The organism is Erythrobacter sp. SCSIO 43205 (assembly GCF_019904235.1).
Taxonomy (GTDB): Bacteria; Pseudomonadota; Alphaproteobacteria; order Sphingomonadales; family Sphingomonadaceae; genus Erythrobacter.
Genome location: NZ_CP063202.1, coordinates 2076606 through 2101726, shown reverse-complemented (window position 1 = coordinate 2101726; position 25121 = coordinate 2076606). Strand labels below are relative to the sequence as shown.

At 57.3% G+C, this 25121-nt stretch carries 27 protein-coding genes; 17 read left to right on the top strand and 10 right to left on the bottom strand.

Features of this window, described 5'->3' with window-relative positions; translation table 11 throughout:
- Positions 1-106 precede the first annotated feature (106 nt).
- A complete protein-coding gene (locus INR77_RS09950; protein WP_223070914.1) occupies positions 107-577 on the top strand; it encodes a copper chaperone PCu(A)C in 471 nt (156 codons plus the stop codon).
- 17 nt (positions 578-594) lie between these two features.
- On the top strand, positions 595-1101 hold the full coding sequence (locus INR77_RS09945) for a vgr related protein (RefSeq protein ID WP_223070913.1): 507 nt from the start codon (positions 595-597) through the stop codon (positions 1099-1101).
- 5 nt (positions 1102-1106) lie between these two features.
- On the opposite strand, the gene grpE is transcribed toward INR77_RS09945, so the two are convergent.
- Both grpE and hrcA read right to left on the bottom strand, forming a co-directional pair.
- Complete coding sequence (grpE, locus tag INR77_RS09940) at positions 1107-1709, bottom strand: nucleotide exchange factor GrpE (RefSeq protein WP_223070912.1); 603 nt, start codon at positions 1707-1709, stop codon at positions 1107-1109.
- A gap of 20 nt (positions 1710-1729) precedes the next feature.
- On the bottom strand, positions 1730-2794 hold the full coding sequence (gene hrcA, locus INR77_RS09935) for a heat-inducible transcriptional repressor HrcA (protein ID WP_223070911.1): 1065 nt from the start codon (positions 2792-2794) through the stop codon (positions 1730-1732).
- A 79-nt stretch (positions 2795-2873) separates the two neighbouring features.
- Here hrcA and rph point away from each other — a divergent pair, with 79 nt between their 5' ends.
- Positions 2874-3587, top strand: a complete 714-nt coding sequence (rph, locus tag INR77_RS09930) for a ribonuclease PH (RefSeq protein ID WP_223070910.1) — start codon at positions 2874-2876, stop codon at positions 3585-3587.
- Positions 3584-4219, top strand: a complete 636-nt coding sequence (gene rdgB, locus INR77_RS09925; protein ID WP_223070909.1) for an RdgB/HAM1 family non-canonical purine NTP pyrophosphatase — start codon at positions 3584-3586, stop codon at positions 4217-4219. The genes rph and rdgB overlap by 4 nt, the downstream gene beginning before the upstream one ends.
- Here the strand turns inward: rdgB and INR77_RS09920 are convergent.
- Positions 4216-4767, bottom strand: coding sequence for a CAP domain-containing protein (locus INR77_RS09920; RefSeq protein WP_223070908.1), 552 nt, complete (start codon positions 4765-4767; stop codon positions 4216-4218). The two genes, rdgB and INR77_RS09920, sit on opposite strands and share 4 nt — an antisense overlap.
- A gap of 50 nt (positions 4768-4817) precedes the next feature.
- On the opposite strand from INR77_RS09920, the gene hemW reads away from it, so the two are divergent.
- From hemW to INR77_RS09905, 3 genes are all read left to right on the top strand, one after another.
- Positions 4818-5969, top strand: coding sequence for a radical SAM family heme chaperone HemW (gene hemW / locus INR77_RS09915; protein WP_223070907.1), 1152 nt, complete (start codon positions 4818-4820; stop codon positions 5967-5969).
- Positions 5966-6868, top strand: coding sequence for a tyrosine recombinase XerC (locus INR77_RS09910; protein ID WP_223070906.1), 903 nt, complete (start codon positions 5966-5968; stop codon positions 6866-6868). The genes hemW and INR77_RS09910 overlap by 4 nt, the downstream gene beginning before the upstream one ends.
- A gap of 107 nt (positions 6869-6975) precedes the next feature.
- The gene (locus INR77_RS09905) at positions 6976-7293 is read left to right on the top strand and encodes a hypothetical protein (protein ID WP_223070905.1); all 318 of its coding nucleotides are present in this window, start codon (positions 6976-6978) and stop codon (positions 7291-7293) included.
- On the opposite strand, the gene INR77_RS09900 is transcribed toward INR77_RS09905, so the two are convergent.
- From INR77_RS09900 to rsmI, 4 genes are all read right to left on the bottom strand, one after another.
- Positions 7257-8813 (bottom strand): methyl-accepting chemotaxis protein, encoded by a 1557-nt coding sequence (locus INR77_RS09900; protein ID WP_223070904.1) that lies wholly within the window; start codon positions 8811-8813, stop codon positions 7257-7259. The two genes, INR77_RS09905 and INR77_RS09900, sit on opposite strands and share 37 nt — an antisense overlap.
- Positions 8814-8946: 133 nt before the next feature.
- Positions 8947-9897, bottom strand: coding sequence for a glutathione synthase (gene gshB, locus INR77_RS09895; protein ID WP_223070903.1), 951 nt, complete (start codon positions 9895-9897; stop codon positions 8947-8949).
- Between the two features lie 18 nt (positions 9898-9915).
- Positions 9916-10290: a YraN family protein gene (locus INR77_RS09890; protein WP_223070902.1), complete on the bottom strand. Its 375-nt coding sequence runs from the start codon at positions 10288-10290 to the stop codon at positions 9916-9918.
- Positions 10287-11147, bottom strand: coding sequence for a 16S rRNA (cytidine(1402)-2'-O)-methyltransferase (gene rsmI, locus INR77_RS09885; protein ID WP_223070901.1), 861 nt, complete (start codon positions 11145-11147; stop codon positions 10287-10289). Before rsmI ends, INR77_RS09890 begins: the two co-directional genes overlap by 4 nt.
- Before the next feature lie 33 nt (positions 11148-11180).
- Here rsmI and INR77_RS09880 point away from each other — a divergent pair, with 33 nt between their 5' ends.
- From INR77_RS09880 to INR77_RS09865, 4 genes are all read left to right on the top strand, one after another.
- Positions 11181-12380, top strand: coding sequence for a penicillin-binding protein activator (locus INR77_RS09880; protein WP_370632202.1), 1200 nt, complete (start codon positions 11181-11183; stop codon positions 12378-12380).
- 76 nt (positions 12381-12456) lie between these two features.
- On the top strand, positions 12457-14448 hold the full coding sequence (gene parE, locus INR77_RS09875; RefSeq protein WP_223070900.1) for a DNA topoisomerase IV subunit B: 1992 nt from the start codon (positions 12457-12459) through the stop codon (positions 14446-14448).
- On the top strand, positions 14441-14833 hold the full coding sequence (locus tag INR77_RS09870) for a hypothetical protein (RefSeq protein WP_223070899.1): 393 nt from the start codon (positions 14441-14443) through the stop codon (positions 14831-14833). Before parE ends, INR77_RS09870 begins: the two co-directional genes overlap by 8 nt.
- 111 nt (positions 14834-14944) lie before the next feature.
- Positions 14945-15808 carry a MoxR family ATPase gene (locus tag INR77_RS09865; protein ID WP_223070898.1) on the top strand — a complete coding sequence of 288 codons (864 nt, stop codon included), beginning with the start codon at positions 14945-14947 and terminating at the stop codon, positions 15806-15808.
- Here INR77_RS09865 and INR77_RS09860 read toward each other — a convergent pair.
- A complete protein-coding gene (locus tag INR77_RS09860; protein ID WP_223070897.1) occupies positions 15805-17217 on the bottom strand; it encodes a methyl-accepting chemotaxis protein in 1413 nt (470 codons plus the stop codon). The two genes, INR77_RS09865 and INR77_RS09860, sit on opposite strands and share 4 nt — an antisense overlap.
- Positions 17218-17387: 170 nt before the next feature.
- Here INR77_RS09860 and INR77_RS09855 point away from each other — a divergent pair, with 170 nt between their 5' ends.
- Complete coding sequence (locus INR77_RS09855; RefSeq protein WP_223070896.1) at positions 17388-18572, top strand: VWA domain-containing protein; 1185 nt, start codon at positions 17388-17390, stop codon at positions 18570-18572.
- Positions 18573-18711: 139 nt separating this feature from the next.
- Here INR77_RS09855 and INR77_RS09850 read toward each other — a convergent pair whose 3' ends face one another.
- Positions 18712-19944, bottom strand: coding sequence for an exo-beta-N-acetylmuramidase NamZ domain-containing protein (locus tag INR77_RS09850; RefSeq protein ID WP_223070895.1), 1233 nt, complete (start codon positions 19942-19944; stop codon positions 18712-18714).
- A gap of 94 nt (positions 19945-20038) precedes the next feature.
- Between INR77_RS09850 and INR77_RS09845 the strand changes: the two genes are divergently transcribed.
- Positions 20039-20524 (top strand): TspO/MBR family protein, encoded by a 486-nt coding sequence (locus tag INR77_RS09845; protein WP_223070894.1) that lies wholly within the window; start codon positions 20039-20041, stop codon positions 20522-20524.
- Here INR77_RS09845 and INR77_RS09840 read toward each other — a convergent pair.
- On the bottom strand, positions 20521-21051 hold the full coding sequence (locus INR77_RS09840; RefSeq protein WP_223070893.1) for a hypothetical protein: 531 nt from the start codon (positions 21049-21051) through the stop codon (positions 20521-20523). The genes INR77_RS09845 and INR77_RS09840 overlap by 4 nt on opposite strands.
- Before the next feature lie 80 nt (positions 21052-21131).
- On the opposite strand from INR77_RS09840, the gene tyrS reads away from it, so the two are divergent.
- The 4 genes from tyrS (at position 21132) to cysK (ending at position 25110) form a co-directional block, all read left to right on the top strand.
- Entirely contained in the window at positions 21132-22358 is a 1227-nt protein-coding gene (gene tyrS, locus INR77_RS09835; protein ID WP_223070892.1) for a tyrosine--tRNA ligase, read from the top strand.
- A 127-nt stretch (positions 22359-22485) separates the two neighbouring features.
- Positions 22486-22824, top strand: coding sequence for a PilZ domain-containing protein (locus tag INR77_RS09830; RefSeq protein ID WP_223070891.1), 339 nt, complete (start codon positions 22486-22488; stop codon positions 22822-22824).
- 70 nt (positions 22825-22894) lie between these two features.
- Positions 22895-24157, top strand: a complete 1263-nt coding sequence (locus INR77_RS09825; RefSeq protein ID WP_223070890.1) for an MFS transporter — start codon at positions 22895-22897, stop codon at positions 24155-24157.
- A gap of 32 nt (positions 24158-24189) precedes the next feature.
- Positions 24190-25110 carry a cysteine synthase A gene (gene cysK, locus INR77_RS09820; protein ID WP_223070889.1) on the top strand — a complete coding sequence of 307 codons (921 nt, stop codon included), beginning with the start codon at positions 24190-24192 and terminating at the stop codon, positions 25108-25110.
- Positions 25111-25121 lie beyond the last annotated feature (11 nt).

Below are 25121 nucleotides of genomic sequence, written 5' to 3'. Positions count from 1 at the left end.
AGGTGCGGTTTTTCTTGGCACAAGAACCCCAAGGCCCTAGTTTTTGCCCAATCCACAAAAGGGACGCCGATAATGGCCGCGTCTCGCGAATAGGGAGTGAGTGGGTATGAAAAGATTTGGATTTGTGCTGGCGGGCGCTTTGGCGCTTGGCGCTTGTGCTGAGGAACAGGCGGCGGAGCCCGCGCCGGTCGAGGGCGTTGTCCCCGGGATGACGGTTGAGAATGGCCGCGTGGTGCTGGCCCCCGTCTCCGGCAATCCTGCGGCGGTCTATTTCGACCTTTCTTACGATGGTGAGCGCGCGCTTTCGCTTTACGATGCGGAGGTCGAAGGCGCTGGTGAGGCGATGATCCACCAAACGATTGAGGAGCCGGGTCAAAACCGCATGGTGGAATCGGTGCCAATTCCTCTCACGGCCGGTACTAAACTTGAGTTCAAACCGGGCGATTATCACGTGATGGCGATGCAGCCTTCGCCTGACCTAGAAGCGGGCGGCACGGCTGAAGTTACTCTCAAACTGTCAGGCGGCGGGACGCACAAATTCACCGCCGAAGTGCGCGCTGCGGGGGATGAGCGCTGAAAGATACCCTCGCCCATTTGGACGATGCACCGCCAGCCGCTTGCCCGGTTGGCGGTGAGCGTTCTTTGACCTCTGGTGAGATTGCTCTGGCCCGCACTGTCTTTGGGAATGCGATTGAATACAGCTCAGTGCTGTTGAAGCGCCGCAAATGGTGGCCGTTTCAACCGAAGCGGGTGGCAATGGCGCCCAACGGTAACATTTATTTCCACCCCGAGGGCCGCGCCTATTGCGACGATTACGCGTTTCAACCGCTAAGCGTTCAAGGCTTTTTCATCCACGAGATGACCCACGTCTGGCAGACGCAGACAAAGGGGCGCTGGTTTCTGATTCTGAAACGCCACCCCTTTTGCAGCTACAGCTATTCGCTGAAACCCGGCGCGGCGCTCGAAGATTATGGCATCGAGCAGCAGGCAGAGATCGTCAAACACGCCTTCATGCTAAGGCATGGAGCGCAGATTCCGGGTGTTGGCGACAAGGCCGCTTATGATCGGCTTGTCGCCTTCGCTGGTGCAACGTTGAACTGAAAAGCTTAATCCGGCTTCTTAGCCACACCCACCATTGCAGGGCGCAGCAGGCGGTCTTTGATCATCCAGCCTGATTGCATCTCCTGGATAACAGTACCGGCTTCGTGATCAGCGCTTGGCACTTCCATCATCGCTTGGTGCTGGTTTGGATCGAGAGGCAATCCGACGGCGGCAATGCGTTCAACACCGTGCTGTTTAAAGACTTTTTCAAGCTCGCGCTGGGTGGCTTCAATGCCGACCACGAGGCCCTTCATCTTGTCGTCTTCGCGTAAGCTATCGGGGATCGCCTCAACCGCGCGGGAAAGGTTGTCCCACACGCTCAAAATGTCGCGGGCAAAGCCGGTTGCGGCATAGTTGCGTGCATCAGCTACATCTTTTTCCATCCGGCGACGCACGTTCTGCGTTTCAGCCTGCGCATAGAGTACGTCCTGCTTGGCTGCTTCAAGATCACCGCGAAGAGCCTCAAGCGCCTCGGCAAGGCCACCCTTGCCCGCCTCTTCGCCTTCGGCCTCGTCATTGCCATCGCCGCCGTCGAGAAATTCTTCAGGTACGCCTTTAAGTTCAGCTTCAGCTGCCGCATCGTCCTGCGGCTTATTTTCGTCGTTCATGTGTCTTATGTTCCTGCGTCTTACGCGATCAATTTGCCCGATTGGCCAGTCAAGGTCCGGCTAAGCGATCGAGCGGTTAAGTCAACCATGGGGACCACGCGGGCGTAATTCAAGCGTGTGGGACCGATCACCCCTAAAACGCCGACCACCCTTCCCTCCATATCGCGATAAGGTGATGCAATGACTGAGGAGCCGGAAAGTCCGAACAGGCGGTTCTCGCTTCCGATAAAGATACGTGTGGCGTCGGCTTCGCGCGCGCTCTCAAGCAAGCTTGCGACCGATTGTTTGTCTTCAAGGTCATCAAGGAGCGAGCGCACGCGCTCAATGTCTTCCATGGCCGCTTCGTCGATCAGGTTGGAGGCACCGCGCACGATCAGCACCGGGCGGGCGTTTGCATCCTCACTCCATACCGCAAGGCCGCGTTCAACAAGACTGCTGCTTGCGCTGTCCAACTGGCTCTTACCCGCCTTAATTTCGGCGCGTATCGCTTGAGCTGCTTCAGCCAGAGTTCGCCCGGTGAGCCGCGAGGTGATGTAATTGCTCGCCGCCTCCAGCGAACCCATATCGTCTGCACCAAGTTCAAGGACACGGTTTTCCACCCCGCCGTCTTCCCCCACGAGCACAGCCAAAGCACGGCCTTGCCCCAAGCTTACAAGGCTGAATTGAGAGAGGCGCTGTTCGCGCTGGGGCACCATCACCATGCCAGCCGCGCCCGAAAGCTCGGACAAAAGCGCGCTGGTTGCCTGCAACGCCTTCTCAACCGGGCCGCTTTCCGCAATGCGCGCTTCTATCTGCTCTTGCTCTTCGCGGCTTGGTTCAGCCACCCGCATCATGCCATCAACAAAGATGCGCAGTCCCGCTTCTGTAGGCATACGCCCGGCGCTTGTATGAGGCGCTGCGAGAAATCCCTGACTTTCAAGCTCAGCCAGTACTGAGCGGATTGAGGCAGGCGACAGGTTCAGCGTCCCATCCGCTGCCAGCGTTTTGGAGCCTACTGGCTGACCGTTTTCAAGGTATTCTTCGACCACGCGCTGGAAAATATCGCGCGCTCTGTTGGTAAGTTCTGTGATCGATGGACCGGACATGGGGCATAATCTTAGTGTTTGCGCTTGCGGCGGCAAGTCTTGGCTGTCAGGTGAGCGGCAAATCAAATTGGAGAATATAATGCGCCCCTCAGGACGTAGCGCGGATGAAATGCGCAGCATCACTATCGAAACAGGCTTTACCAAACACGCAGAAGGCTCTTGCCTGATCAGCTTTGGCGACACCCGTGTGCTTTGCACCGCGAGCGTTGAAGAACGCATTCCGCCTTGGCTTCGCGGGAAAGGCGAAGGTTGGGTAACGGGTGAGTATTCCATGCTCCCGCGCGCGACGCACACTCGCGGCTCACGCGAGGCTGCCAAGGGTAAACAGTCCGGGCGCACGCAAGAAATCCAGCGCCTTATTGGCCGGTCTTTGCGTGCCGTGGTCGATTTAAAGAAACTGGGTGAGCGTCAGATTACTCTGGACTGCGACGTGATTCAGGCTGACGGCGGCACGCGTACTGCGTCCATTTCCGGTGCATGGGTAGCCCTTCGCTTGGCGATCAATTCCCTGATGGAATCAGGCGCAATCAAGGAAGACCCGATCAGCGCGCAGGTCGCTGCTATCTCCTGTGGCATATACAATGGCACGCCGGTTTTGGACCTCGACTATGACGAAGACTCAAGCGCGGATGCCGATGCCAATTTCGTCCTGATCAGCGGCGGCCAGATCGCTGAGGTGCAGGCAACCGCCGAAGGCGCGACTTATGACGAAGAAGGGCTTCTTCGCCTTCTTCGCCTTGCCAACATCGGTTGCGATGCGATCTTCAAGGCACAGTTGGACGCGGTAAAATGACCCGTAAATTGGGCGGCGGGTCGCTGGTTATTGCGACTCATAACGCAGGCAAACTCAAAGAGATTTCGGCGCTGCTTGATCCGCATGGATTGAAATGCATTTCCGCTGGCTCTCTGGGTCTGCCTGAGCCGCCTGAAACGGGGAAGACCTTTGTCGAAAACGCTGTGATAAAGGCTCGCGCAGCGGCGGAGGCGTCAGGCCTTCCCGCGCTTGCCGATGATAGCGGGCTAAGCGTCGATGCGCTGGGTGGCCGTCCCGGTGTGTACACCGCCGATTGGGCTGAACGGCAATGGTTCGAAGGTGATCCGGGCCGTGATTGGTATATGGCGATGGGCAAGGTTGAGGGAATGCTTCAACAGCTTGGGCCGGACACCGACCGCTCAGCTGCTTTCCATTGCGTGCTCGCGATTGCATGGCCGGATGGGGAATATGCGGTGTACGAAGGGCAATGCCCGGGCGAACTTACATGGCCACCGCGCGGCGCATTGGGTTTCGGTTATGATCCGGTTTTCGTGCCATCGGCTCGCGAAGGCTCGGAAACCTTCGCTGAGATTGATCCATCAGAAAAGCACGCGATCAGCCACCGCGCAGATGCCTTCGCAAAACTTGTAGCAGAGCAGTTTGGGCTTTAGCGCCGGGCGATATGGCGCCGCGGCTCCATGCGTTCACCCTCGACATTGCCCGCCGGGAAATAGCGGCACACTAGAAAATCATATTTCGCATTGCTGGCCTTGGCACAGCCGACTTCGCGCGTGCTGGGCCATACGACTTGGGTGTAGTGGCCGACATCGGCCCAGCTACCAGTGCGCGAGACTTCTGGAAAATACCCGGCGCGAAAATAGCGCTGCTCGTTCACGAAAAAGCCGATCATGCTGCCCGGCGTGTAATACCCCGCCGTCCCCATCCACAGGTTCTCGCCGGTTTGCGCGCGGGTTTCGGGCGTGGAGTGGCGCATGGTGTTAGTGCGCGCGAGGTGCTCGGCCCATTGGCTTGCCTCTTGGGTAAGGCTTGCAGACCATTGGAGCGGCGGTGTCCCGAAATCCAGCCGCGCTTCATTATGCGCGTTAAGCCATGCACGCTCAGCATCAGAGCCAGCGCCTTGTGCAGATGCTGGTGCTGCAAGGCCGAAAAGCGCAGCAACAGCGCCAGAAACGGTCAGAATTGTCGCGCGTAAATTCATCCGGTAAGGTATGACAAGCAATTGTTAAAGAACTACTGAAGGCACCTCTTTTGGCCCGCGCGCTTTATATTCATTGGCCTTTTTGCGAGAAGAAATGCCCATATTGCGACTTTAACAGCCATGTTCGCGATGTGGTGGATGTGGCTGTGTGGGAAGCAGCGCTGATTGCCGATATGCGCGCCGAGGCCAAGGTTGCTGGCGGCGAGAGCTTGACGTCAATCTTCTTTGGCGGAGGCACACCATCGCTGATGCCGCCCGCTGTGGTCGAGCGTTTGATCGGTGAGGCGAGCGACCTTTGGGGCTTTGACCCGGCGATAGAAATCACGCTTGAGGCCAATCCCTCTTCGGTAGAGGCGGCGAATTTTGCAGGGCTTGCAACTGCTGGTGTGAACCGTGTTACCCTTGGGGTTCAGGCGCTTCAAGAGAAGACTTTAAAATGGCTGGGCCGACTTCATAGCGCTGAGGAGGCTTTAGCGGCATTGGACGTGGCTCAGACCACCTTTGAACGGGTCAGTTTCGACATGATCTACGCGCTGCCTGACCAGAGCCCTCAGGAGTGGGAGGCGCAATTGGCGCGGGCTCTGGCACTGGGGACGTCGCATCTCTCGCTCTATCAGCTCACGATTGAGCCCAGCACGCGGTTTGAAACCGATGTGAGGCGCGGTGTCTTCGCGCCGCTGGATGATGATGCAGCAGCCGACCTTTATACGATAACGCAGGAGATGACTGCTGCCGCTGGCCTTCCCGCCTATGAGATCAGCAATCATGCGCGCCCCGGCGAGGAAAGCCGCCATAACCTCACCTATTGGCGCTATCAGGACTATGCTGGCATTGGCCCTGGCGCGCATGGAAGGCGCGGCGGGTTCGCTACAACGCGACACAGAAAGCCAGAGAACTACCTGAAAGCGACAGAAGCGGTTGGACACGGCATTCAAGAGCAACGGTCGCTGCGTAAGAACGAGCAGCTCTCCGAAGCGCTCTTGATGGGTCTGCGCCTTATCGAAGGGATTGATCTTGGCGCGCTTGCAGAGCGGTTTGATGTAGCGGGCGACACGCTTATTCGCGCGGACAGATGTGCTCATCTTGAACAATTGGGCTTTGTATGGCGCGAGGGCCTGCGCCTTGGTGTGACAGCGAAGGGCCTGCCCTTGCTCGATGCGCTTTTGGGCGAGTTGGTGGATGAGGCACTGGTCCTCGCATGAGCGCGATCGATCTTGTCGGCGCATGGCGCGAGCATCTGAGTGATGCGCAGCGGCGCTCTGCGCATACGGTGCGCGCTTATGTCGCAGCAGCGCAGCGGCTCATTCATGCGCGCGGGGCCGCATCTTGGGAAGATCTGGCGAAGGTCGAGGCCGGCGATCTTCGCGCCCACCTTGCCGCGCGGCGGGCTGAGGGCCTTGCCAACTCCAGCGCCGCGCGAGAGTTATCGGCGCTAAAGGCGCTGATTGCCTTTGCACGCAGCGAGACAGGCGATCCTGATCCTGCCCCCCCTCGCCTTCGCGGCCCACGCCTCAAGAAAGGGCTCCCGCGCCCGGTCACTCCCGATGATGCAATCAACCTTGGCGAGGTGATACAGGACATTGCAAGCGATGATTGGATCGGCGCAAGGGACCGCGCGGTGCTGCTTTTGATGTATGGTTCTGGCTTGCGGGTCGCCGAGGCTCTGTCGCTTAAGGGAGGGGACTTGCCGCTTGGCGATACATTTGTCGTGACTGGCAAAGGGGGCAAGCAAAGGGTTGTGCCACTCCTTCCTATCACGCGCGAGGCGGTGGTCGAATATACGAAGGCCTGCCCTTATCCGATTGATCGCAATGAACCCTTGTTCAAAGGGGCAAAAGGAGGAGCGCTTTCGCAAGGCATGGTGCAAAAAGCGATGGCCAGAGCGCGCGCAGCCCTTGGGCTTCCTGACACAGCAACACCCCATGCCCTGCGCCACTCTTTTGCGACCCATCTGTTAGGGGCAGGAGCAGACTTGCGGTCCTTGCAGGAGTTGCTTGGCCATGCCTCGCTTGGTTCAACGCAGATCTACACAAAGGTTGATGCCGCTAGCATCTTGCAAAATTATCGCGCCGCCCATCCAAGGGCGAAGAAGAGCAAGTGAAACCCGCAATAGGGGTTATGCCGGGGCGGCTTGCAAATCCAATGCCATAGCTTTCCAATTCATAAAGGGTGGCCTACTTGATCAAGGCCAACTTCGCGAGGCGCATCATGAATTGGAACATCGTGTTTGGAGCGCAGGCTGTGCTTGCCAGCGGTGCCCTTTACTTCGCGACCCTCTGGCCAGTGACGGGCGGCGCGGCGGTTCTTGTCCCAGTGTTTCAGCAGGACAAAAATCAGCTTTGGCAATGGATGAGACAAGAAGATGCCGCCATGATGCAAGTCGATGGCGGCACCGTTGTTGTTCAGGTTCCTTCACAATCCAGTCTTTGGCGGGCCATTGGTAAAGGGTTTTTACCCGTTAGCGCAAAGCCCGCCGTTTGCGTCGATCCTCAAGCAGCGATTGAAGGATCGAATTCAATCTCGTGAGTGCTCAGTGCTTCGCTGCCTGAGTGCCTTTGAGTTTTGAACTGCGCCACGAGCGATGCGAGGCTAACCGCTTCAGAACCAAGAGAACGAGCGGCTGCTGTCGTTTCTTCAACCATCGCCGCGTTTTGCTGGGTCATGCGGTCAATTGAGCCGATGGAGGCATTGACCTGATCGAGGTTGGTCGATTGCCCTTCAGCCATATTGGCGATGTCATTCACCTCTTCAGTCATTTTACTGACGTGTTCTGCGATCTGGCGAAGAAGCTCGCCGGTTTCATTGACTAAGCCGACACCCTCGTTGACGTGGGCACCACTGCTTGAAATCAGGGATTTGATGTCATTGGCCGCTTCACCGCTGCGCTGTGCCAATTCGCGCACCTCGCTGGCGACAACGGCGAACCCTTTACCTGCCTCACCGGCACGCGCTGCCTCGACGCCGGCGTTGAGTGCCAGAAGGTTGGTCTGGAAGGCAATTCCCTCGATTACGTCAATGATCTTGGTGATTTCCTTGGATGACCCTTCGATTGAGGCCATGGCCTGGATCGCCCTGCTGACGACTTCCCCACCTTTTTGCGCGCGTTCGTTGGTTTGACCCATTGAGCTTTGAGCGTTGCGGACATTTTCCGCTGTTTGCTTGACCATATCGGTCGCCTGAGCCGTCGCTGCGGCGGTTTCCTCAAGGTTCGCAGCCTGTTGCTGGTTGCGCGTGGCCAGATCACTCGAAGCAGCTGTAATTTCAGATGAAGCATTGCTCACGCTGTCCGCAGTTGCCCGCACATCCTGAATGGTTTTCGCCAGACGATTGACCGAGGCATTGTATGTCTCGCCCAGCAATTTGGCGCCTTCATCCGCGCGCTCGCAAATCTGCACCTGATGAGTAAAGTCACCTTCTGCCAGTTTTTGGAGCCCGACCGACAGCCTTTCGATTGTGTCGGCTTGTGCTTCAATGTTCTCTTGTTGCTCGCGCTGTACTTTCACTTGCAGTTCTTCCTGCTCCTGACGGGCGGTCAATGCTTCTGCGAACAGTGCGTTGAGACGGATGCACAAGAAGACGAGCGCGGCTGATTCAGCGACAACGATCACGGCGTGTAAGGCAACGCGCGCAAGGCTCGGGCCGCCAAAGAAAACCAGCGATGGCGCGACAAAGTTCAAGAGCAGGTGGTGGACCGCGATCACTGCTGTTGCGACGATGATGACACGGGCATCAGCCATGACTGCAAGAATGGCGAGATAGGCAAAGAACAGCATATGCAGATCCATTTGCCACGGAGTCCCTTGCGCGACCGCTACCGCAATGACGCCGTAAAGCGGCATGGTAGCAGCAAGGGCAAGCCGCGCTCCGGTTTCCTTTTGACCAGTGAGCGCAATAGCCAGGGGCACGATGGTCAAAACCCCTGCAAGGCCGGCGTAAAGCGGTGCGCCCCACACAAAAGCGAGAACGGCAATGGTGAGAGCACTCAACACCGAGAATGCGGCGAGCGCCTTGATCCCTTCTGCCCTTAATACGTCGATATTGGTCATAACCCGTCATTAGCTCCGTTGATCTGGGATTACGGACCATTAAAGCGGGAATGGAAAGACCAAGTGCGTATGCGCCCTAGAGCAACCCCGTAGGTTGGGCGCTAGAATTAAACGTGGGCATTATCATTTCAGATCAGGCGAGACGCGCCTCAATCGCGTCCCAGATCATTGCGGGAAGATCGGTGCCATCAAAGTCAGAGATTGCAACAATACCCGTGGGTGAGGTGACGTTGATCTCAGTCAGATATTCGCCCCCTATGACATCAATCCCGACAAAGGTGAGCCCAAGACGCTTAAGCTCTGGCCCCATTGCCGCGCAAATCTCCTGCTCACGCTCAGTCAGTTTAGTAGGTTCTGCGCTTCCACCCATGGCAAGGTTTGAGCGGAACTCGCCTTCACCCGGAATGCGGTTGATCGCGCCTGCAACCTCCCCGTCGATCAGCACGATGCGTTTATCACCTTTGGCAACTTCGGGAAGGAACGGCTGCACCATATGCGGTTCGGGCCAGGTTTGGTTGAACACCTCGAACAGCGCGGTCAGATTGTCTCCATCGGCGGGTATGCGGAAGATGGCTTTGCCGCCATTGCCATGGATGGGCTTCACCACAACCGCACCATGTTCTTCCATGAAACGGCGCACCTCATCGACAGAGCGTGTGACGAGAGTGGGCGGCATAAAGCGGCGGTAATCGAGGACCATCACTTTTTCAGGGGCATTGCGCACGCTTGCCGGGTCATTGACCACGAGCGTCTCGCCCTTGATCCGCTCAAGCAAATGGGTCGCCGTGATATAGCCCATGTCGAAAGGCGGATCCTGCCGCATCAGGACCACGTCCACGTCCTTTCCAAGATCAAGGCGCTGAGCCTCTCCCTTTTCAAAGTGGTCGCCGATAACGCGCTGGACCTTGACCGGATAGCACTGCGCGTGAAGTCGGTCGTCTGCATCGAGCGTCAGGCTTTCGACATGATATTCGAACACCTCATAACCGCGCTCTTGCGCTGCGAGCATAAGGGCAAAGGAACTATCGCCCTTGATGTTGATGTTTTCGATGGGGTCCATTTGGACCGCGACCTTGAGTGTCATGTGGTACTATCCTTGGCCTTAAGGCATCCAAGCGTTTTCGATATGGTCCGGGCGAGAGCCGGGGGAAAGCAGAATTACGTCAATCCGAATATCATCGTCTGGACCTGCATATTCGTGTGCAACTGCTTCTACTGCGGCAGCGACACGGGCCAAGCGATATTCGTCTATCGCGGTTGCAAGGTCCGCTTTACGGGCGCGCCATTTGACCTCGGCGAACACCACAAGTCCGGTCTTTCGTGCAATCAGGTCGATTTCACCCAGCTTTGTTTTGCGCCGCTCGCCCACGATCTCAAAGCCTTGCAGCATCAGATATTGCGCCGCCTGTGCTTCCGCCTCGCGCCCCTTCTGGTCGGCTCGCTGCCTTTTCGCGCTGATGGACGTTTTTTCGCTCATTGCTGTTTTAGCTCGACCGCGCGAGCGTACAGGGTTTGGCGATCAAGCCCGGTAGCCCTTGCGACTTTGCCAGCGGCTTTACTGGCGCTCATTTCCTGTAGCGCGTCTTTCAATAGGTCGTCCGCGTCTATGTCGTTGGTTTCCTGCATGGGAGGCCCGACAAGCAAGACAATCTCACCTTTGGGCGGATGGTCGCTGTAATGGTCCACCAACTCCTCCGCCGTGCCAGTCCGACATTCTTCGTGCAGCTTTGTAAGCTCGCGCGCTACTGCGATCTCGCGGGTGGGCCAGACCTGAGCTATCGCCTTCAACGAGCGCTCCAGACGTGGGCCCGTTTCATAGAAAATAAGCGTTGCCTCAATCCCGCCCAACTGCGCCAGAACATCGCTGCGTGCCTTGTCTTTTACAGGCAAGAACCCCGCAAACAAAAAGCGATCATTGGGAAGCCCGCTTAACGTAAGTCCCGCTACCGCTGCGCAAGCGCCCGGAATGGTGGTCACATTGACGCCCGCCTCTCGCGCGTCGCGGACAAGGCGATAACCCGGATCAGAGACAAGCGGCGTGCCTGCATCGCTGACCAGAGCAACCGGCTCATTTATAGCCGTTTCGATCAATTTTTTGCGCACAGCAGGCGAAGCGTGGTCGTCATACCGCTGCATCCGGGTCTTAACACAGCACGCTTTCAACAGTTTGCCAGTGACCCTTGTGTCTTCACACGCGATCACGCTGACTGCGCGCAGCACATCGATAGCTCGCAACGTTATGTCGCCAAGATTGCCAATCGGCGTTGCAACGATATACAAGCCGGGCTCAAGGGGTTTGGGTTCAATTGATTCAGAGGATGCGTTCACAGGCATCACCTTTGAAGAAAGCTTAGAGGGTCTTCAAGAATGAAGCGGATGGTTATGTCGGTTTTCGGCACGAATGGGTTGCGCATGACGGTCGCTGCGGGCGCTGCGGTGTTGTTGGCCGGGTGTCAGGTGGTGCCTCGTACGGAGACGGTAGTGACCGCCCCGCCCCCTGCCCCGACACCAGAGCCAAGCGCGACAGCCTTGCCATCCGATGCCACCCGCCACCGTGTCGCCTTGCTTGTGCCGATGGGCGGAAGCGCGGCTCAGGTCGGTCAATCGCTGGCTAATGCAACCACGATGGCGCTGCTTGATACAGCACAGCGCGACAACAGCACAGACACGGTCCGGATCACCACATATGACACATCGCGCGGAGCGGCCGCTGCAGCCCGTCAAGCGATTGCCGATGGCAATAAGCTGATCCTTGGCCCTCTGCTTGCGGATAATGTGGCCGCAGTGGAAGCGGTCGCTGCGCCGGCCAGTGTGCCTGCCATTGCGTTCTCCAATGATGCGAGCGTTGCAAGCAGCAACACCTTCATCATGGGCCATACACCCGAACAATCGGTTCGCCGCTCGGTCGAGTATGCCCGATCCAACGGTTCTGCCAGTTTTGCCGCCCTGTTCCCCGAAGGTGACTATGGCCGTAAAGCGTTCACGGCATTGCAGAACTCCTTGCGCGATTACGGCGGCAGCCTTGTCGGCGCAGAAAGCTATGCGCGCGGCAACACCTCTATCGTCAGCGCCGCTCAACGCCTTCGTGACCGCGGGGGCTATGACACAGTGCTGATCGCGGAAGGCGCGCGGCTGTCGATCATGGCAGCTCCCTATCTTCGCAGCGACGGCGCGGAAGGGACGCGCTTGCTCGGCACCGAACTTTGGAGCGGTGGGAGCGCGATCACCCGGACCAGCGATGTTGAAGGTGCCTTGTTCTCAGCCGTCTCCGATGGGCGCTTTCGTCGTTTCTCCGACAGTTACGAAGCGCGCTTTGGAACCAAACCCTATCGCATCGCAACGCTTGGATATGACGCGGTGCTGCTGACCCTTCGGATTGCGCAAGACTGGCGACCTGGAAACAGCTTCCCCAAATCGCGGCTTTATGATCGCGGCGGCTTTGTAGGCGTTGATGGCGCTTTCCGTTTCCGGACCGATGGCGTGGCAGAACGCGCGCTAGAGGTACGACAGGTTCAGGGCAATCAGGTGGTGGCTGTCGAAGCTGCACCGCGCAGCTTTAGCGAGTGAGATTTCGCGCGATAACGGCGTAAAACGCTTCCCGGCCTTCTTGTGAGGCTGCGATAGCTGTGCCTATATCGGCTCCATGTCCGACGACCTTTTTCAAAATGCGCCCAACTCGGGCGGCGACTACGATTCTTCTTCGATTGAGGTGCTTGAAGGCCTTGAGCCCGTGCGCCGCCGTCCGGGGATGTATATCGGCGGCACTGACGACCGCGCGCTGCACCATCTGGCCGCCGAAGTGCTCGACAACTCGATGGACGAAGCGGTGGCGGGCCATGCCAATCGGATCGAGGTGCGCCTTGATGAGGGAAATCGCCTCAGCATATCTGACAATGGTCGAGGCATCCCGGTTGATGAGCACCCCAAGTTTCCCGGCAAATCCACGCTTGAGGTGATCCTTTCAACGCTGCACTCAGGCGGCAAATTCTCTGGCAAGGCATATGCGACCAGCGGCGGCCTTCACGGTGTGGGGATCAGCGTGGTGAACGCGCTTTCTTCTGCGACACGGGTAGAGGTTGCGCGCGACAAACAACTTTACGCGCAGGAATTCTCCAAAGGTCAGACCTTAGGGCCGATTGAGGTGGTGGGCGCTGCGCCCAATCGTCGGGGGACTACAGTCACGTTCACTCCTGACAGCGAAATCTTTGGCGACCGCAAATTCAAACCGCATCGCTTGTTCAAGCTCGCCCGCTCGAAAGCGTATCTGTTTGCAGGGGTGGAAATCCGCTGGAAATGCGCAGAATCGCTTGCATCCGAGGATGTGCCAGCCGAAGCGGTTTTCAAGTTTCCCGGCGGTCTTGCCGACCACCTCGCAGAGCAAGTGGGCGCGCGCGAATGTGTCACCGCGCAGCCCTTCACCGGCAGGCAAGAATTTCCAGCGGACGCCGACGGGGTAGGGCAAGGCCGCGTTGAGTGGGCCATCGCTTGGCCGCTTTATTCCGATGGTTCAACAAGCTGGTATTGTAACACCGTCCCCACCCCCGATGGGGGCACTCATGAGCAGGGCCTTCGCGGCGCATTGACCAAAGGGCTTCGCGCCTTTGGTGAGTTGACTGGCGTCAAGAAAGCCAAGGACATTACCGCTGATGATGTGATGACGGGCGCGGAAGTCATGCTCAGCGTATTCATCCGTGATCCGCAATTTCAGTCACAGACCAAAGACCGCCTGACGTCGCCAGAGGCCGTGCGCCTCGTTGAAAACGCTGTGCGCGATCAGTTCGACCTGTTCCTCACTGACAATATGGACCGGGGCAAAGCGCTTCTGGGCGAAGTCATGGAGCGCATGGATGAGCGCTTAAAGCGCAAGCAAGAGCGCGAAATCAAACGCAAGACCGCGACCAATGCGAAGAAGCTGCGCCTTCCCGGCAAGCTCACCGATTGTTCGGGAGAGGGGGACCGCGAAACCGAGCTTTTCATCGTTGAAGGCGATTCAGCGGGTGGCTCAGCGAAACAGGCGCGCGACCGCAAGACGCAGGCAATCCTGCCGATCCGGGGCAAGATATTGAACGTTGCGAGCGCCACCGCCGACAAGATTCGCGCAAACTCTGAAATTGCAGACCTGATCCTCGCAATGGGATGTGGGACGCGCAAGGACTGCGATCCTGAAAATCTGCGTTATGACCGTATCATCATCATGACCGATGCTGATGTCGACGGCGCTCACATCGCAACACTTCTGATGACATTCTTCTTTCAGGAAATGCCAGAGATCGTGCGCAAGGGGCACCTCTTCTTGGCCCAGCCCCCGCTCTATCGCCTGACAGCAGGCAAAGAGAGCCGTTACGCCCGCGATGACGCGCACCGCGCTGAGCTTGAGGCGACCGTGTTCAAGGGCAAGAAGGTCGAAGTTGGCCGCTTTAAAGGTCTTGGCGAAATGAACCCGCAGCAATTGCGCGAAACCACCATGAACCCCGAAACGCGCAGCTTGGTGCGCATCACCCTGCCCCAGGAATTTGAACAGCGCGCCAGTGTAAAGGAATTGGTCGATCAGCTCATGGGCCGCAATCCGGAGCATCGCTTCAATTTCATCCAAAACCGCGCGGGCGAGATGGACCGTGATATGATTGATGCGTGATCGCGACCCTGATCCCGAAGGCGACATTCAATACCCCGACCCGCGAGAGGAAGACATCTACGCAGGGGATCGGCGTATCTCCCGGCCCGACAGCGCCTTTCCCGATTGGTACATCCCGGATGCAAAATACCGGCCCATCCCGATCGCGTGGTTCGCCGCTGCTTTTCTCGTTCAGATGGTCGTCCTGTTTGCTATCTTCATGGTCCTGTCGGCGCAAAATGGCTGGCTGACCATCGCTCTTTGCAGCTTGGCAACTGGGGCTATTGGGCTGTGGGTGTGGGACAAGGGAATGCGAAAGGCAGGATTTGCCTGGCGGCTATCGACCATTGTCATGCTCACCGTTCAACTCGCTTTCGTTTGCCTTGGCGCAAGCTCCCGCTTGTAATTTGCGCCGCCCTGCAAGCCATGCTCAGCCCTTGGCCAAGCACCCCCTTGCGCGCTTGTCCTCACATCCCTATCCCCGCGCAAAAGATTTATACGTTTTGAAGGGAAACCCATGAGCGACAGCAATTCCACCCGGTTCGAAGGCACCAGCAACTATATCGCTACCGACGATCTCAAGGTTGCCGTGGACGCCGCTGTTACGCTTCGCCGTCCGCTCCTTGTAAAAGGTGAGCCGGGCACGGGTAAGACTGTCCTTGCGCATGAGATTTCCAAGGCTTTGAACGCTCCTTTGATTGAGTGGAACATCAAATCGACCACTAAAGCTCAGCAAGGCCTTTACGAATATGACGCAGTCGCGCGGCTTCGCGATGGTCAGCTTGGGGATGAGCGCGTTCACGACATCAAAAACTACATCAAAAAGGGTAAGCTGTGGGAGGCATTCACCTCCGAAAAGCTCCCCGTTCTCCTGATCGACGAGATCGACAAAGCCGACATCGAATTCCCGAATGATCTTTTGCAAGAACTCGATCGGATGAGCTTTGATGTTTATGAAACGCAGGAGCGGATCGAGGCGAAAGAGCGCCCGATTGTGGTCATTACATCCAACAATGAAAAAGAACTGCCTGACGCGTTTCTTCGTCGCTGTTTCTTCCACTACATCAAGTTTCCGGATCGCGAGACGATGGCCGACATCATCGAGGTCCACTATCCGGGCATCCAAAAAACGCTGGTCAAAAAGGCGATGGACGTTTTTTATGAACTTCGCGAAGTGCCCGGCCTTAAGAAAAAGCCATCGACCAGCGAGCTTCTCGATTGGCTGAAGCTGCTTCTCAACGAAGATATGCCATTGGAAGTGCTTCAGGATTCCAATCCGAACAGCGCTATCCCACCGCTTCACGGTGCTTTGCTCAAGAATGAGCAAGACGTGATGCTGTTTGAACGCCTCGCCTTTATGGCGCGCCGCAATCCCAGCTAAACCTGCGATCCATCAAAGGAATAGGCGAACTTTAAATCGCCCCAGCGCTTGCCGTTAATCCGCAAGGGCACATAAGCGCTGCGTACAACGGTGTAATCACCCGCCTCGGTGGGCTGGCGGAACACCGAAAGCCTGTAGGGTGCCTCGCTCGCCAGCGCTGCGCGGTCGGCTTCATCCATGATGATAAGCCCATGGCGGCAAAAGCGCGTGTCGTGTTCAAGGTTGCCAGTTGGCTCCTGCGCAAAGCGTTCAGTGTGCGTTGGCATAAAGCCATTGATGTCAGCGCACACTGTCGCGAGCGCCTCGGCCACGCTGTTCGTCGAACGATCCAACAGCGGCTTCCACACTTTTGCTGCAAAGTCTGTGAGGCCCGATGTGAAGCGCTCCGGCGCTGATCCTTCGATCAATTTATAATCCTGATCAAAGATCTGCGCGCTGGTGAGGTCGCCATTTTTTATCGCAGCCTCGGTTGAAGCGACAATTTCGCTCGCAACTTGCATGGCATGGCCGGCCATGGCCTCGTCTTGCGGTGACAAACCTGCCTGCACAAGCGTATCGAACATATCATTGGCGATGCTCTCAAGCCCGACCGCTTCATTGTGCGCCTTGCTCAATTCCCGCTCGTTCTCGCGCGTTACACTGTCATATCGGCCGAGGACATTTTGGACAGATTTGACATGGCTACTGATCGTACCGGTCGAGCGGGCGATCACATCGTTTTGTTTATCAACCTCTTCGACGATCCCGCTCACATCCTCCATTGTCTGCTCGATGCGAGCAACCGAGGCTTTTGCCTCACCGCTCGCTTTGCTGCCTGCATCAATTTTGGTGATGAAAATGTTTGCCTCAGCATCGAGAGAACTGATCGTTTTGGCGATTTCCTCTGTCGCTTTTTTGGTATCATCGGCAAGGCTTTTCACCTCATCCGCGACCACCGTAAAAGTGCGCCCGGCCTCGCCTGCGCGCATGGCTTCGATTGTGGCGTTCAATGCAAGAATATTGGTCGTCTCGGCAATGTCATCAATGTCCTGCGCGCTGCGGCGCACTTGTTCCATCGCTGCGGCAAAGGATGTCACGTGCTCGCCAAGCGTATCCACCATTTCAAGCAGGTCATTGATCTGGCCAAGCGATGAGTGGATGAGCCGCGTGCCTTCGTTGAGCCGTTCAATTGCGCGTTCGGACAACAGCCGCGCCTCATCGCTGGCGTCGGAAACCTTGGCCTGATCTGCCTCGAGATCGGCAACCGTGCCTTGCAGAGCCTTGTGCTCTGCGCGCAAAGCCTCCGAAGAAGCAATCACCGCTTCGACAACACCGGCCACGTGACTGCATCCAACCGTTACCTTGCCACAGCTTTCGGGGATTGCCTCAAGTGCTGCTGCGTCGGTGTTTTCAATCGAAATTGGTTTCATCAAAACTGGGCCTTGTGTGCGCGCCAAGGGGCTTTGGCATCTTGTGCAGATTGAGGTAATCAGACTTGGTTAGCGAAGTCTTAAAGAGTGCTCTTATGTAACCGGCGTTTGCAACAATCTTGCGCCATTCGCGCTGGCATTTGCGCGTATCGGGCGCTACATCGCTCTTCATGTTTTTCAACTTTATGGACGAGCTGCGCGAAGCTGGCATTGGCGCAAGTTTCAAAGAACATCTGACGCTGCTTGAGGCGCTGGACAAAGATGTGATCGAACAGACGCCTGAGGCGTTCTATTATCTCAGCCGCGCGACCTTCGTGAAGGACGAAGGGATGCTGGACCGTTTTGATCAGGTGTTTCACAAAGTCTTCAAAGGCATCTTGACCGACTATGGCCAAAACCCCGTCGATGTGCCCGAGGATTGGCTGAAAGCCGTCGCTGAAAAATTTCTCACCGAAGAGGAGATGGCCGAGATCGAGAAGATCGGCGATTGGGACGAGCTTATGGAAAAGCTCAAGGAACGCCTGGCCGAGCAGGAAAAACGCCATGAGGGCGGCAATAAATGGATTGGCACCGGGGGAACATCTCCGTTCGGCAATTCAGGCTACAATCCCGAAGGTGTGCGCATTGGCGGAGAGAGTCGGCACAAGCGCGCCGTAAAGGTTTGGGAAAAGCGCGAGTTTAAAAACCTCGACAACACCAAGGAATTGGGCACCCGCAACATCAAGATGGCGCTGCGCCGTCTTCGCCGCTTCGCCCGTGAAGGCGCACAGGATCAGCTTGATCTCGATGCGACAATTGATGGCACGGCCAAGCAAGGGTTCCTAGATATCCATATGCGGGCCGAGCGCCGCAATGCGGTGAAATTGCTGCTGTTCCTTGATGTGGGCGGGTCAATGGATCCTTTCATCAAATTGTGCGAGGAACTCTTCAGCGCGGCGACTACTGAGTTCAAAAACCTCGAATTCTTCTACTTCCACAATTGCCTTTACGAAGGCGTGTGGAAGGACAACAAACGCCGCTGGCAAGAGCGGGAAAAGACGTGGGACATCCTGCACAAATACGGCCATGATTATAAAGTGATCTTCGTAGGCGATGCCGCGATGAGCCCTTATGAAATCACCCATGCAGGCGGCTCGGTCGAGCATATGAACGAGGAAGCGGGCGCCGTGTGGATGAAGCGCGTGACCGACACCTATCCTGCGACAGTGTGGCTCAACCCCGTGCCCGAAAAGCAATGGGGCTATTCACAGTCGACCAAGATGCTCAAGCAGCTGGTGAACGACCGGATGTATCCGCTAACACTCGACGGCCTCGATGATGCCATGCGCGAGCTTAGCCGGAAGCAGGGGCATTAGACTTGCTCCCTCCTCATCCCGGACTTGCCTGCCCCAAACTTGATTTGGGGATCCGGGATCCAGCTTCCTTTTAGCCGACAGATAGGAAGAAGCTGGACCCCGGCCTTCGCCGGGGTGACGGGTTTTCTTCGTGGGGGGATTAATAAAGCAAATGCGGCTTCACCGCCTGCACCCACGCTGCCTCATCCGCTGAGGCTAGCGCATCCAGATCATCCGGCCCCGCGCTTGGATTATCCACCCACTCGCGCAGAGATGGCCCGCCATTGATCACGTCGATGGCGAGCACATCATTGGTGTACTCGTACTTGAAGTCCGTGCCGCGCCAGATCTCATAATCCGGGTAAAGCCGCCGTATCGCTTTGAACGCGAGGGCTTGGCAACGCCACGGCTTGAACGCCTCATGGTCATACCACGGCCCTTCCGCGTGGAGCATGATCGCGTTGCACAGTTTGCCTGCGTGCTTGTGAAAGGTCGGCTCGAACCAGCAATCTCGCATGGTCACGCCTTCGCACCAATCGGGTGCAAGCTTATGCATTTCCTTCATTACTGCTTTCGCATCAATGTCAGGCGCGCCGAACAGCACCTCCAAGGGCCGCGTGGTGCCCCTGCCCTCGCTCACCGTTGCGCCTTCGATCATTACCGTTCCGGCATAACAACGCGCCATGTTAAGGCTCGCAGCATTGGGCGAAGGGTTGACCCAGATGCGGTCCGCAGGCCAGCCATAGCCGCTTGCGATAGAAGTGCCGCCCTCGTCGGGTTTCCAGCCCTCCATCGCGATCACTTTGTACGCGACATCAAGGCCGAAGTGATCGATAAACCAATGCCCCATCTCGCCCATGGTAAGCCCGTGGCGCATGGGCATTGGTGCGGCGCCGACAAAGCTCTCATGCCCGGGCACTAGCAAAGTCCCCTCTACCGGGCGGCCTGCGGGGTTTGGGCGGTCGAGAACCCACACTTCTTTGCCAAGCTTCTGAGCCTCTTCCAGCAGGTAAAGAAGCGTCGTGACGAAGGTATAAATGCGGCAGCCAAGGTCTTGAAGATCATAGAGAAACACATCCGCCGCGCTCATCATCTGGCCCGTGGGACGGCGCACTTCACCGTAGAGTGAGAAAACGGGGATACCGTAGTGCGGATCGACCTCATCGGCCGTTTCGACCATATTGTCCTGCTTGTCACCTTTGAGCCCATGTTGCGGACCAAAGGCAGCGGTTACATTCACGCCTGCTGCGATCAGAGCATCAAGACTATGCGTCAGATCCTCTGTCACGCTTGCCGGGTGCGCGATCAGCGCAACGCGCCGACCTTTGAGTTCATCCAGAAGCTCTGGGCTTTCCAGCAGGCGATCAATGCCGAATTTTACGTGTGAAGTCATAGCAACACGAATTGGCGCAAGGCTTCATCAAAGGCAATGGCGGATGCAAAGCTTGCGGTTCCTAAACCCATGCGATGGGTGTAGGACGGCAGGTATGGAAATCGACTGGACTTTGGCGGGCATCGCCGCTGCGTGGGCTATCATCCTTGGCGGTGCTGGCGGCGCGCTGACCGAAATTGGAGAGTGGTACCGCGATCTCAACAAACCCAGCTGGCAGCCGCCTGACTGGTTGTTTGGTCCCGCCTGGACCATCATCCTTGGCCTATCGGGGTGGAGCTTTTACCTCGCGCTTAGCGCGGCACAGAGCACAAGCGACACGGTCGTAATCGCCGCCTTGTTTGCCGCCAATTTCGTCCTGCATTTCGCCTGGTCGCCGCTTTTCTTCAAGATCAAGCGCCCGGACTGGGCCTTGGCTGAAAACGTGTTTCTCTGGCTTTCGGTCCTGTCGCTTTGCCTTATCTTGCCGCTCTACTCGCCCCTCGCGGGATGGCTCAATGTGCCTTATATCTGCTGGGTCAGTTTTGCCTTCCTGCTCAACTGGAAAATCGTGCAGCTGAACAGGCCCTTCGGTACAGCTTAGTCCCTGTCCAGCAGCCACTGACGGCACGCTTCGGAATGAAATTCCGGTTTACCCGGCGCAAAGGCAAGGGCCCAGAATTGCAGGCTTTCATCCTCATGCTCGACAATCGCGTTCAGCGCCACTTGAGCAGGTGTCGGCAATTCGCAGGCGATGCTGGCCGCCAGAACCAATTCCCCTTGGCCGTTAGATGAGCCCTGCGATACACTCAGCGCAATTGCATCAACCGGTGCATCGCGCATCCCTTCGCGGAAACTGTCAAAATCATAAGCGGCCCAGCGCCCGGAAGGAGACAGGTTAAACTCGCGATAGGAAGTGCCTCCGATCGGCTGCCAGAAGATTTCAAAGCAGGTCGTCTTCCACAAATTGTCCGTGCGAACCGATGGGCCAGCCTCAGGCAGCTTGATCCGGTCGACTGCGCCATCCAGCCTGAAGCGCGCCTCGCAACCTGTGTGTGTGGCCGACACTTGGGCAGTGACAGAGCGGATCGGACCAAGGTCGCAAGAGTTGTGCAGCATCAAGGGTTTCATGATCGCCACCTATCGCGGAGTGGAGAGGAGCGTGCAAGGCTCTAGCCGCCCCTCGCCCACACTGTTAAGCGCATCGCGCTATGACTTACGAATCCGGACTTCTGCGCCTTCTCGACGAGCGCGGTTACATTCACCAGATCACTGACCCCGGCGCGCTCGACCAGCGTGCGGCCAAGGGAATTGTGCCTGGATATATCGGCTTTGATGCGACCGCGCCGAGCCTGCACGTCGGCAGCCTCGTGCAAATCATGATGCTGCGCCGTCTCCAACAGTCAGGGCACAAGCCAATCGTTGTGATGGGCGGCGGGACCACAAAAATCGGCGATCCTTCAGGCAAGGATGAAAGCCGCAAGATGCTCACTTCACAAGGGATTGATGCCAATATCGCGTCGATCCGCACAGTGTTTGAAAAGCTGCTGACCTTCGGCGACGGCCCCACGGATGCAGTGATGGTCAACAATGATGAATGGCTTTCAAAGCTCGGCTATATCGAACTTCTGCGCGATGTCGGCCCGCACTTCACTGTCAATCGGATGCTGACCTTCGATTCAGTCAAACTGCGCCTTGATCGTGAACAGCCGCTCACCTTCCTCGAATTCAACTACATGATCTTGCAGGCCTATGACTTTGTAGAACTTGCCCGGCGATACGACTGTGCGCTGCAGATGGGCGGATCGGACCAGTGGGGCAATATCGTCAATGGCATGGAGTTGGGCCGTAGGATGGAAGGCCGCGAGCTTTTCGGGCTGACGACGCCGCTGCTGACCACTGCTGATGGCGCGAAGATGGGCAAGACGGCGGCCGGGGCCGTGTGGCTGAATGAAGACGCGCTTCCGGCTTACGATTTCTGGCAATATTGGCGCAATGTGGATGACCGCGATGTGGGCCGCTTCCTCAAGCTGTTCACCGATTTGCCGCTGGACGAAATCGCCCGGCTTGAAGCGCTTGAGGGCGCTGAAATCAACGAGGCGAAGACAATTCTCGCCAATGAAATCACTGCCCTGGTGCGCGGGGAAAAGGCGGCCAAAGCAGCAGAATCAACTGCGCGCGACACCTTTGCCGGCGGCGGCGCTGGCGAAGATTTGCCGAGCTATTCAGCGGGCGCAGGCGGTGAGCGTTTGCTCCACATCCTTACCGGGATCGGCTTTACCGCATCCAATGGCGAGGCCAAGCGCAAAATTGCCGAAGGCGCGGTCAAGATCGACGGCGACGTGATTCTGGATGCAGGCTATGTGGTTCACGTTCATGAAGGTCAGTCCTTGAAACTGAGCCTTGGCAAGAAAAAGCACGGGCTGATTACGCCTTAAGGCACGGTCTTTGCCGCGGCGCGATTTTGAAAAATTTTCGCGCCGCTTTACCAAATATCAGCCTTTATCTTCCATTCACGGCAAACCCCGCCTGGTTCGTGGGGCAAGTTAATGGAGGGTTAGACCTGTGTCAGCCGGAGCAAATCTGAGTGTAACCGATATGCGGCGTGCTGCGCGGCATCCGGTGGATTTCCCTGTGATCGTCGAGCATTTTTCCGCCGGCGACCTTAACTTGCACGTCTGCAACATTTCGGCCCACGGCTTTATGGTCGATGACAGCAAGCAATTGGCGCGCGGTGACCGGGTGATTATCCGTCTGCCTGTGGTTGGCCGGATCGAAGCCTATGTCATCTGGACCAGAGAAGAACGCGCAGGTTTCCAGTTTGAACGCATCATTCGTCTCGATGATTTTGTAGCAATGATCGACACGCTTCAGCCGAATCCGCGCCTGCGCAGGAACCGCTAAAACCAAAGCTTTACACCGCTGACGAAAGCCTACGCTTGGCAATAGGCGTGTGCGCTGTCATGGCGTAGGCGTGACTACGCCTTCCCCCAATCACCCACTTCAGGTCCATAATTACAGAGCCTATTTGACATCGCGCTTTGCGATGACGCTTGGGCAATATGCGATGATCCTGATCATCGGGTGGCAGACCTATAATCTGGCACGCGATGGGGGGATGAGCATTCCAGCGGCCTCCGGGCAATTGGCGCTGATTGGCCTGTTACAGTTTTTGCCATTGTTCGTCCTTACCCCCTTTACAGGGCTGGCTGCGGACAAATTTGACCGGCGAAAGCTGGGTCTTTTGACCATTCTCCTGCAGCTGGTTTGCGCCAGTATCCTTGGATGGTTCACTCATGAGGGCACGTTGAGCCTGCCGATACTGTTCGGGGTCGCCGTGCTTCTTGGCATCGCGCGCGGTTTTGCCGGCCCTGCCCTTTCCGCCCTTGCCCCGAACCTTGTGCCCAAAGAGCTCTTGCCAACGGCCATCGCTGTCTCGACTGTTGCCTGGCAAATGGGCTCTATCCTTGGTGCGGCGATGGGCGGCTATCTCTACGCGATCCTGCCTGCCCTTCCCTACATCGTTGCTTTTGGCCTGTTCTTGCTGGGGTTTGTCTCGCTCAGCCTCGTTGGAAAAGTGCCCCAGCCTGCCATGAAAAAGGACCAACGTCCCATCGGCGCGATTGTCGATGGTCTGCAGTATGTGGGCCGCAACAAGATGGTTTTGGGCGCGATTACGCTGGACCTCTTCGCGGTTTTCCTAGCCGGCGCAAACGCGCTTCTTCCGGTGTTCGCGCGTGATATTCTTGCCGTAGGCGCAGATGGCCTGGCGCAGCTTGCCATGGCACCGGGGATAGGGGCTGCACTGACAGCAGCATGGTTCTCCGTTCGTCCTTTGCGCCACAACGTCGGGCCCAAAATGCTGTGGGCGGTGTTTGTTTTTGGTCTGGCGACAATCGTTTTTGCTTTTTCGCGGCACATGGCGCTGAGCTTGGCGATGCTGTTCATCATTGGCTCTGCTGATATGTTCAGCGTCTATGTGCGCCAATCGCTTATCCAATTGCACACGCCCGATGATAAGCGTGGCCGCGTCTCCTCGGTCAGCATGATGACCATCAGCGCATCGAACGAAGGGGGCGATGCCTTTTCTGGCGCGCTCGCTTACGCCATCGGTCCGGTCGCAGCATTGGTCGCAGGCGGCGTAGGCGCAATTGTAACCGTAATCGCGTGGAGCCAAATATTCCCGGTGCTTCGCACAACAAAGACCTTCGATCCGCCGGATGATCTGGTAGATTGAGGGCAAGAGTTAAACCCAAAGGGAGCTGATCCATGAAAGCCGCCAACATTCTTGAGACTATCGGGGCAACACCGCACATCCGCCTCTCCAGGCTTTTCCCGGATCATGAGGTCTGGATCAAATCCGAGCGCGGCAATCCGGGTGGTTCGATCAAGGATCGCATTGCGCTTGCGATGGTCGAGGATGCGGAGGCCAAGGGCTTGCTTAAGCCGGGCGGTACCATCGTTGAGCCGACCAGCGGTAACACCGGCATAGGCCTTGCGATGGTCGCTGCGGTCAAGGGCTACACGCTGATTCTCGTCATGCCTGAAAGTATGTCGATAGAGCGCCGCCGCCTGATGCTGGCCTATGGCGCCACATTCGATCTAACTCCTAAAGAAAAGGGCATGAAAGGTGCTATCGCACGGGCCAGCGAGATCGTTGAGACAACGCAAGGGGCGTGGATGCCGAGCCAGTTTGACAATGGGGCAAACCCCGCGATTCACGCGCGCACCACGGCTCAGGAAATCCTTGCCGATTTTGCCGACACGCCGATTGATGTGATGATCACCGGCGTTGGCACAGGCGGCCACCTGACGGGGTGCGCTGAGGAATTGAAAAAGCACTGGAGCGGGTTCAAGGCGTATGGCGTCGAACCTGTGCTCTCGCCTGTCATCAATGGCGGTGAGCCCGGCCCTCACCCGATTCAGGGGATTGGCGCTGGCTTCATCCCCGAAAACCTGCACACCGATGCCATTGACGGCGCGATCAAGGTGGATGCGGACGAGGCTAAGGAAATGGCACGAAGGGCCGCACGTGAAGAAGGGATGCTGGTTGGCATTTCATCGGGCGCAACGCTTGCGGCAATCGCGCAAAAACTGCCTGATCTGGATGCAGGCGCGCGCGTGATGGGCTTTAACTATGACACGGGTGAGCGCTATCTTTCAGTGCCCGACTTTTTACCCGTAGAATAACGACCCGCATG

Coding starts and splice junctions, on each gene's coding strand:
- INR77_RS09950 (WP_223070914.1), top strand. CDS start 107: ATGAAAAGATTTGGATTTGTGCTGGCGGGCGCTTTGGCGCTTGGCGCT.
- grpE (WP_223070912.1), bottom strand. CDS start 1,709: ATGAACGACGAAAATAAGCCGCAGGACGATGCGGCAGCTGAAGCTGAA.
- hrcA (WP_223070911.1), bottom strand. CDS start 2,794: ATGTCCGGTCCATCGATCACAGAACTTACCAACAGAGCGCGCGATATT.
- rph (WP_223070910.1), top strand. CDS start 2,874: ATGCGCCCCTCAGGACGTAGCGCGGATGAAATGCGCAGCATCACTATC.
- rdgB (WP_223070909.1), top strand. CDS start 3,584: ATGACCCGTAAATTGGGCGGCGGGTCGCTGGTTATTGCGACTCATAAC.
- INR77_RS09920 (WP_223070908.1), bottom strand. CDS start 4,767: ATGAATTTACGCGCGACAATTCTGACCGTTTCTGGCGCTGTTGCTGCG.
- INR77_RS09910 (WP_223070906.1), top strand. CDS start 5,966: ATGAGCGCGATCGATCTTGTCGGCGCATGGCGCGAGCATCTGAGTGAT.
- INR77_RS09905 (WP_223070905.1), top strand. CDS start 6,976: ATGAATTGGAACATCGTGTTTGGAGCGCAGGCTGTGCTTGCCAGCGGT.
- INR77_RS09900 (WP_223070904.1), bottom strand. CDS start 8,813: ATGACCAATATCGACGTATTAAGGGCAGAAGGGATCAAGGCGCTCGCC.
- gshB (WP_223070903.1), bottom strand. CDS start 9,897: ATGACACTCAAGGTCGCGGTCCAAATGGACCCCATCGAAAACATCAAC.
- INR77_RS09890 (WP_223070902.1), bottom strand. CDS start 10,290: ATGAGCGAAAAAACGTCCATCAGCGCGAAAAGGCAGCGAGCCGACCAG.
- rsmI (WP_223070901.1), bottom strand. CDS start 11,147: ATGCCTGTGAACGCATCCTCTGAATCAATTGAACCCAAACCCCTTGAG.
- INR77_RS09880 (WP_370632202.1), top strand. CDS start 11,181: ATGAAGCGGATGGTTATGTCGGTTTTCGGCACGAATGGGTTGCGCATG.
- parE (WP_223070900.1), top strand. CDS start 12,457: ATGTCCGACGACCTTTTTCAAAATGCGCCCAACTCGGGCGGCGACTAC.
- INR77_RS09870 (WP_223070899.1), top strand. CDS start 14,441: ATGCGTGATCGCGACCCTGATCCCGAAGGCGACATTCAATACCCCGAC.
- INR77_RS09865 (WP_223070898.1), top strand. CDS start 14,945: ATGAGCGACAGCAATTCCACCCGGTTCGAAGGCACCAGCAACTATATC.
- INR77_RS09860 (WP_223070897.1), bottom strand. CDS start 17,217: ATGAAACCAATTTCGATTGAAAACACCGACGCAGCAGCACTTGAGGCA.
- INR77_RS09855 (WP_223070896.1), top strand. CDS start 17,388: ATGTTTTTCAACTTTATGGACGAGCTGCGCGAAGCTGGCATTGGCGCA.
- INR77_RS09850 (WP_223070895.1), bottom strand. CDS start 19,944: ATGACTTCACACGTAAAATTCGGCATTGATCGCCTGCTGGAAAGCCCA.
- INR77_RS09845 (WP_223070894.1), top strand. CDS start 20,039: ATGGAAATCGACTGGACTTTGGCGGGCATCGCCGCTGCGTGGGCTATC.
- INR77_RS09840 (WP_223070893.1), bottom strand. CDS start 21,051: ATGAAACCCTTGATGCTGCACAACTCTTGCGACCTTGGTCCGATCCGC.
- tyrS (WP_223070892.1), top strand. CDS start 21,132: ATGACTTACGAATCCGGACTTCTGCGCCTTCTCGACGAGCGCGGTTAC.
- cysK (WP_223070889.1), top strand. CDS start 24,190: ATGAAAGCCGCCAACATTCTTGAGACTATCGGGGCAACACCGCACATC.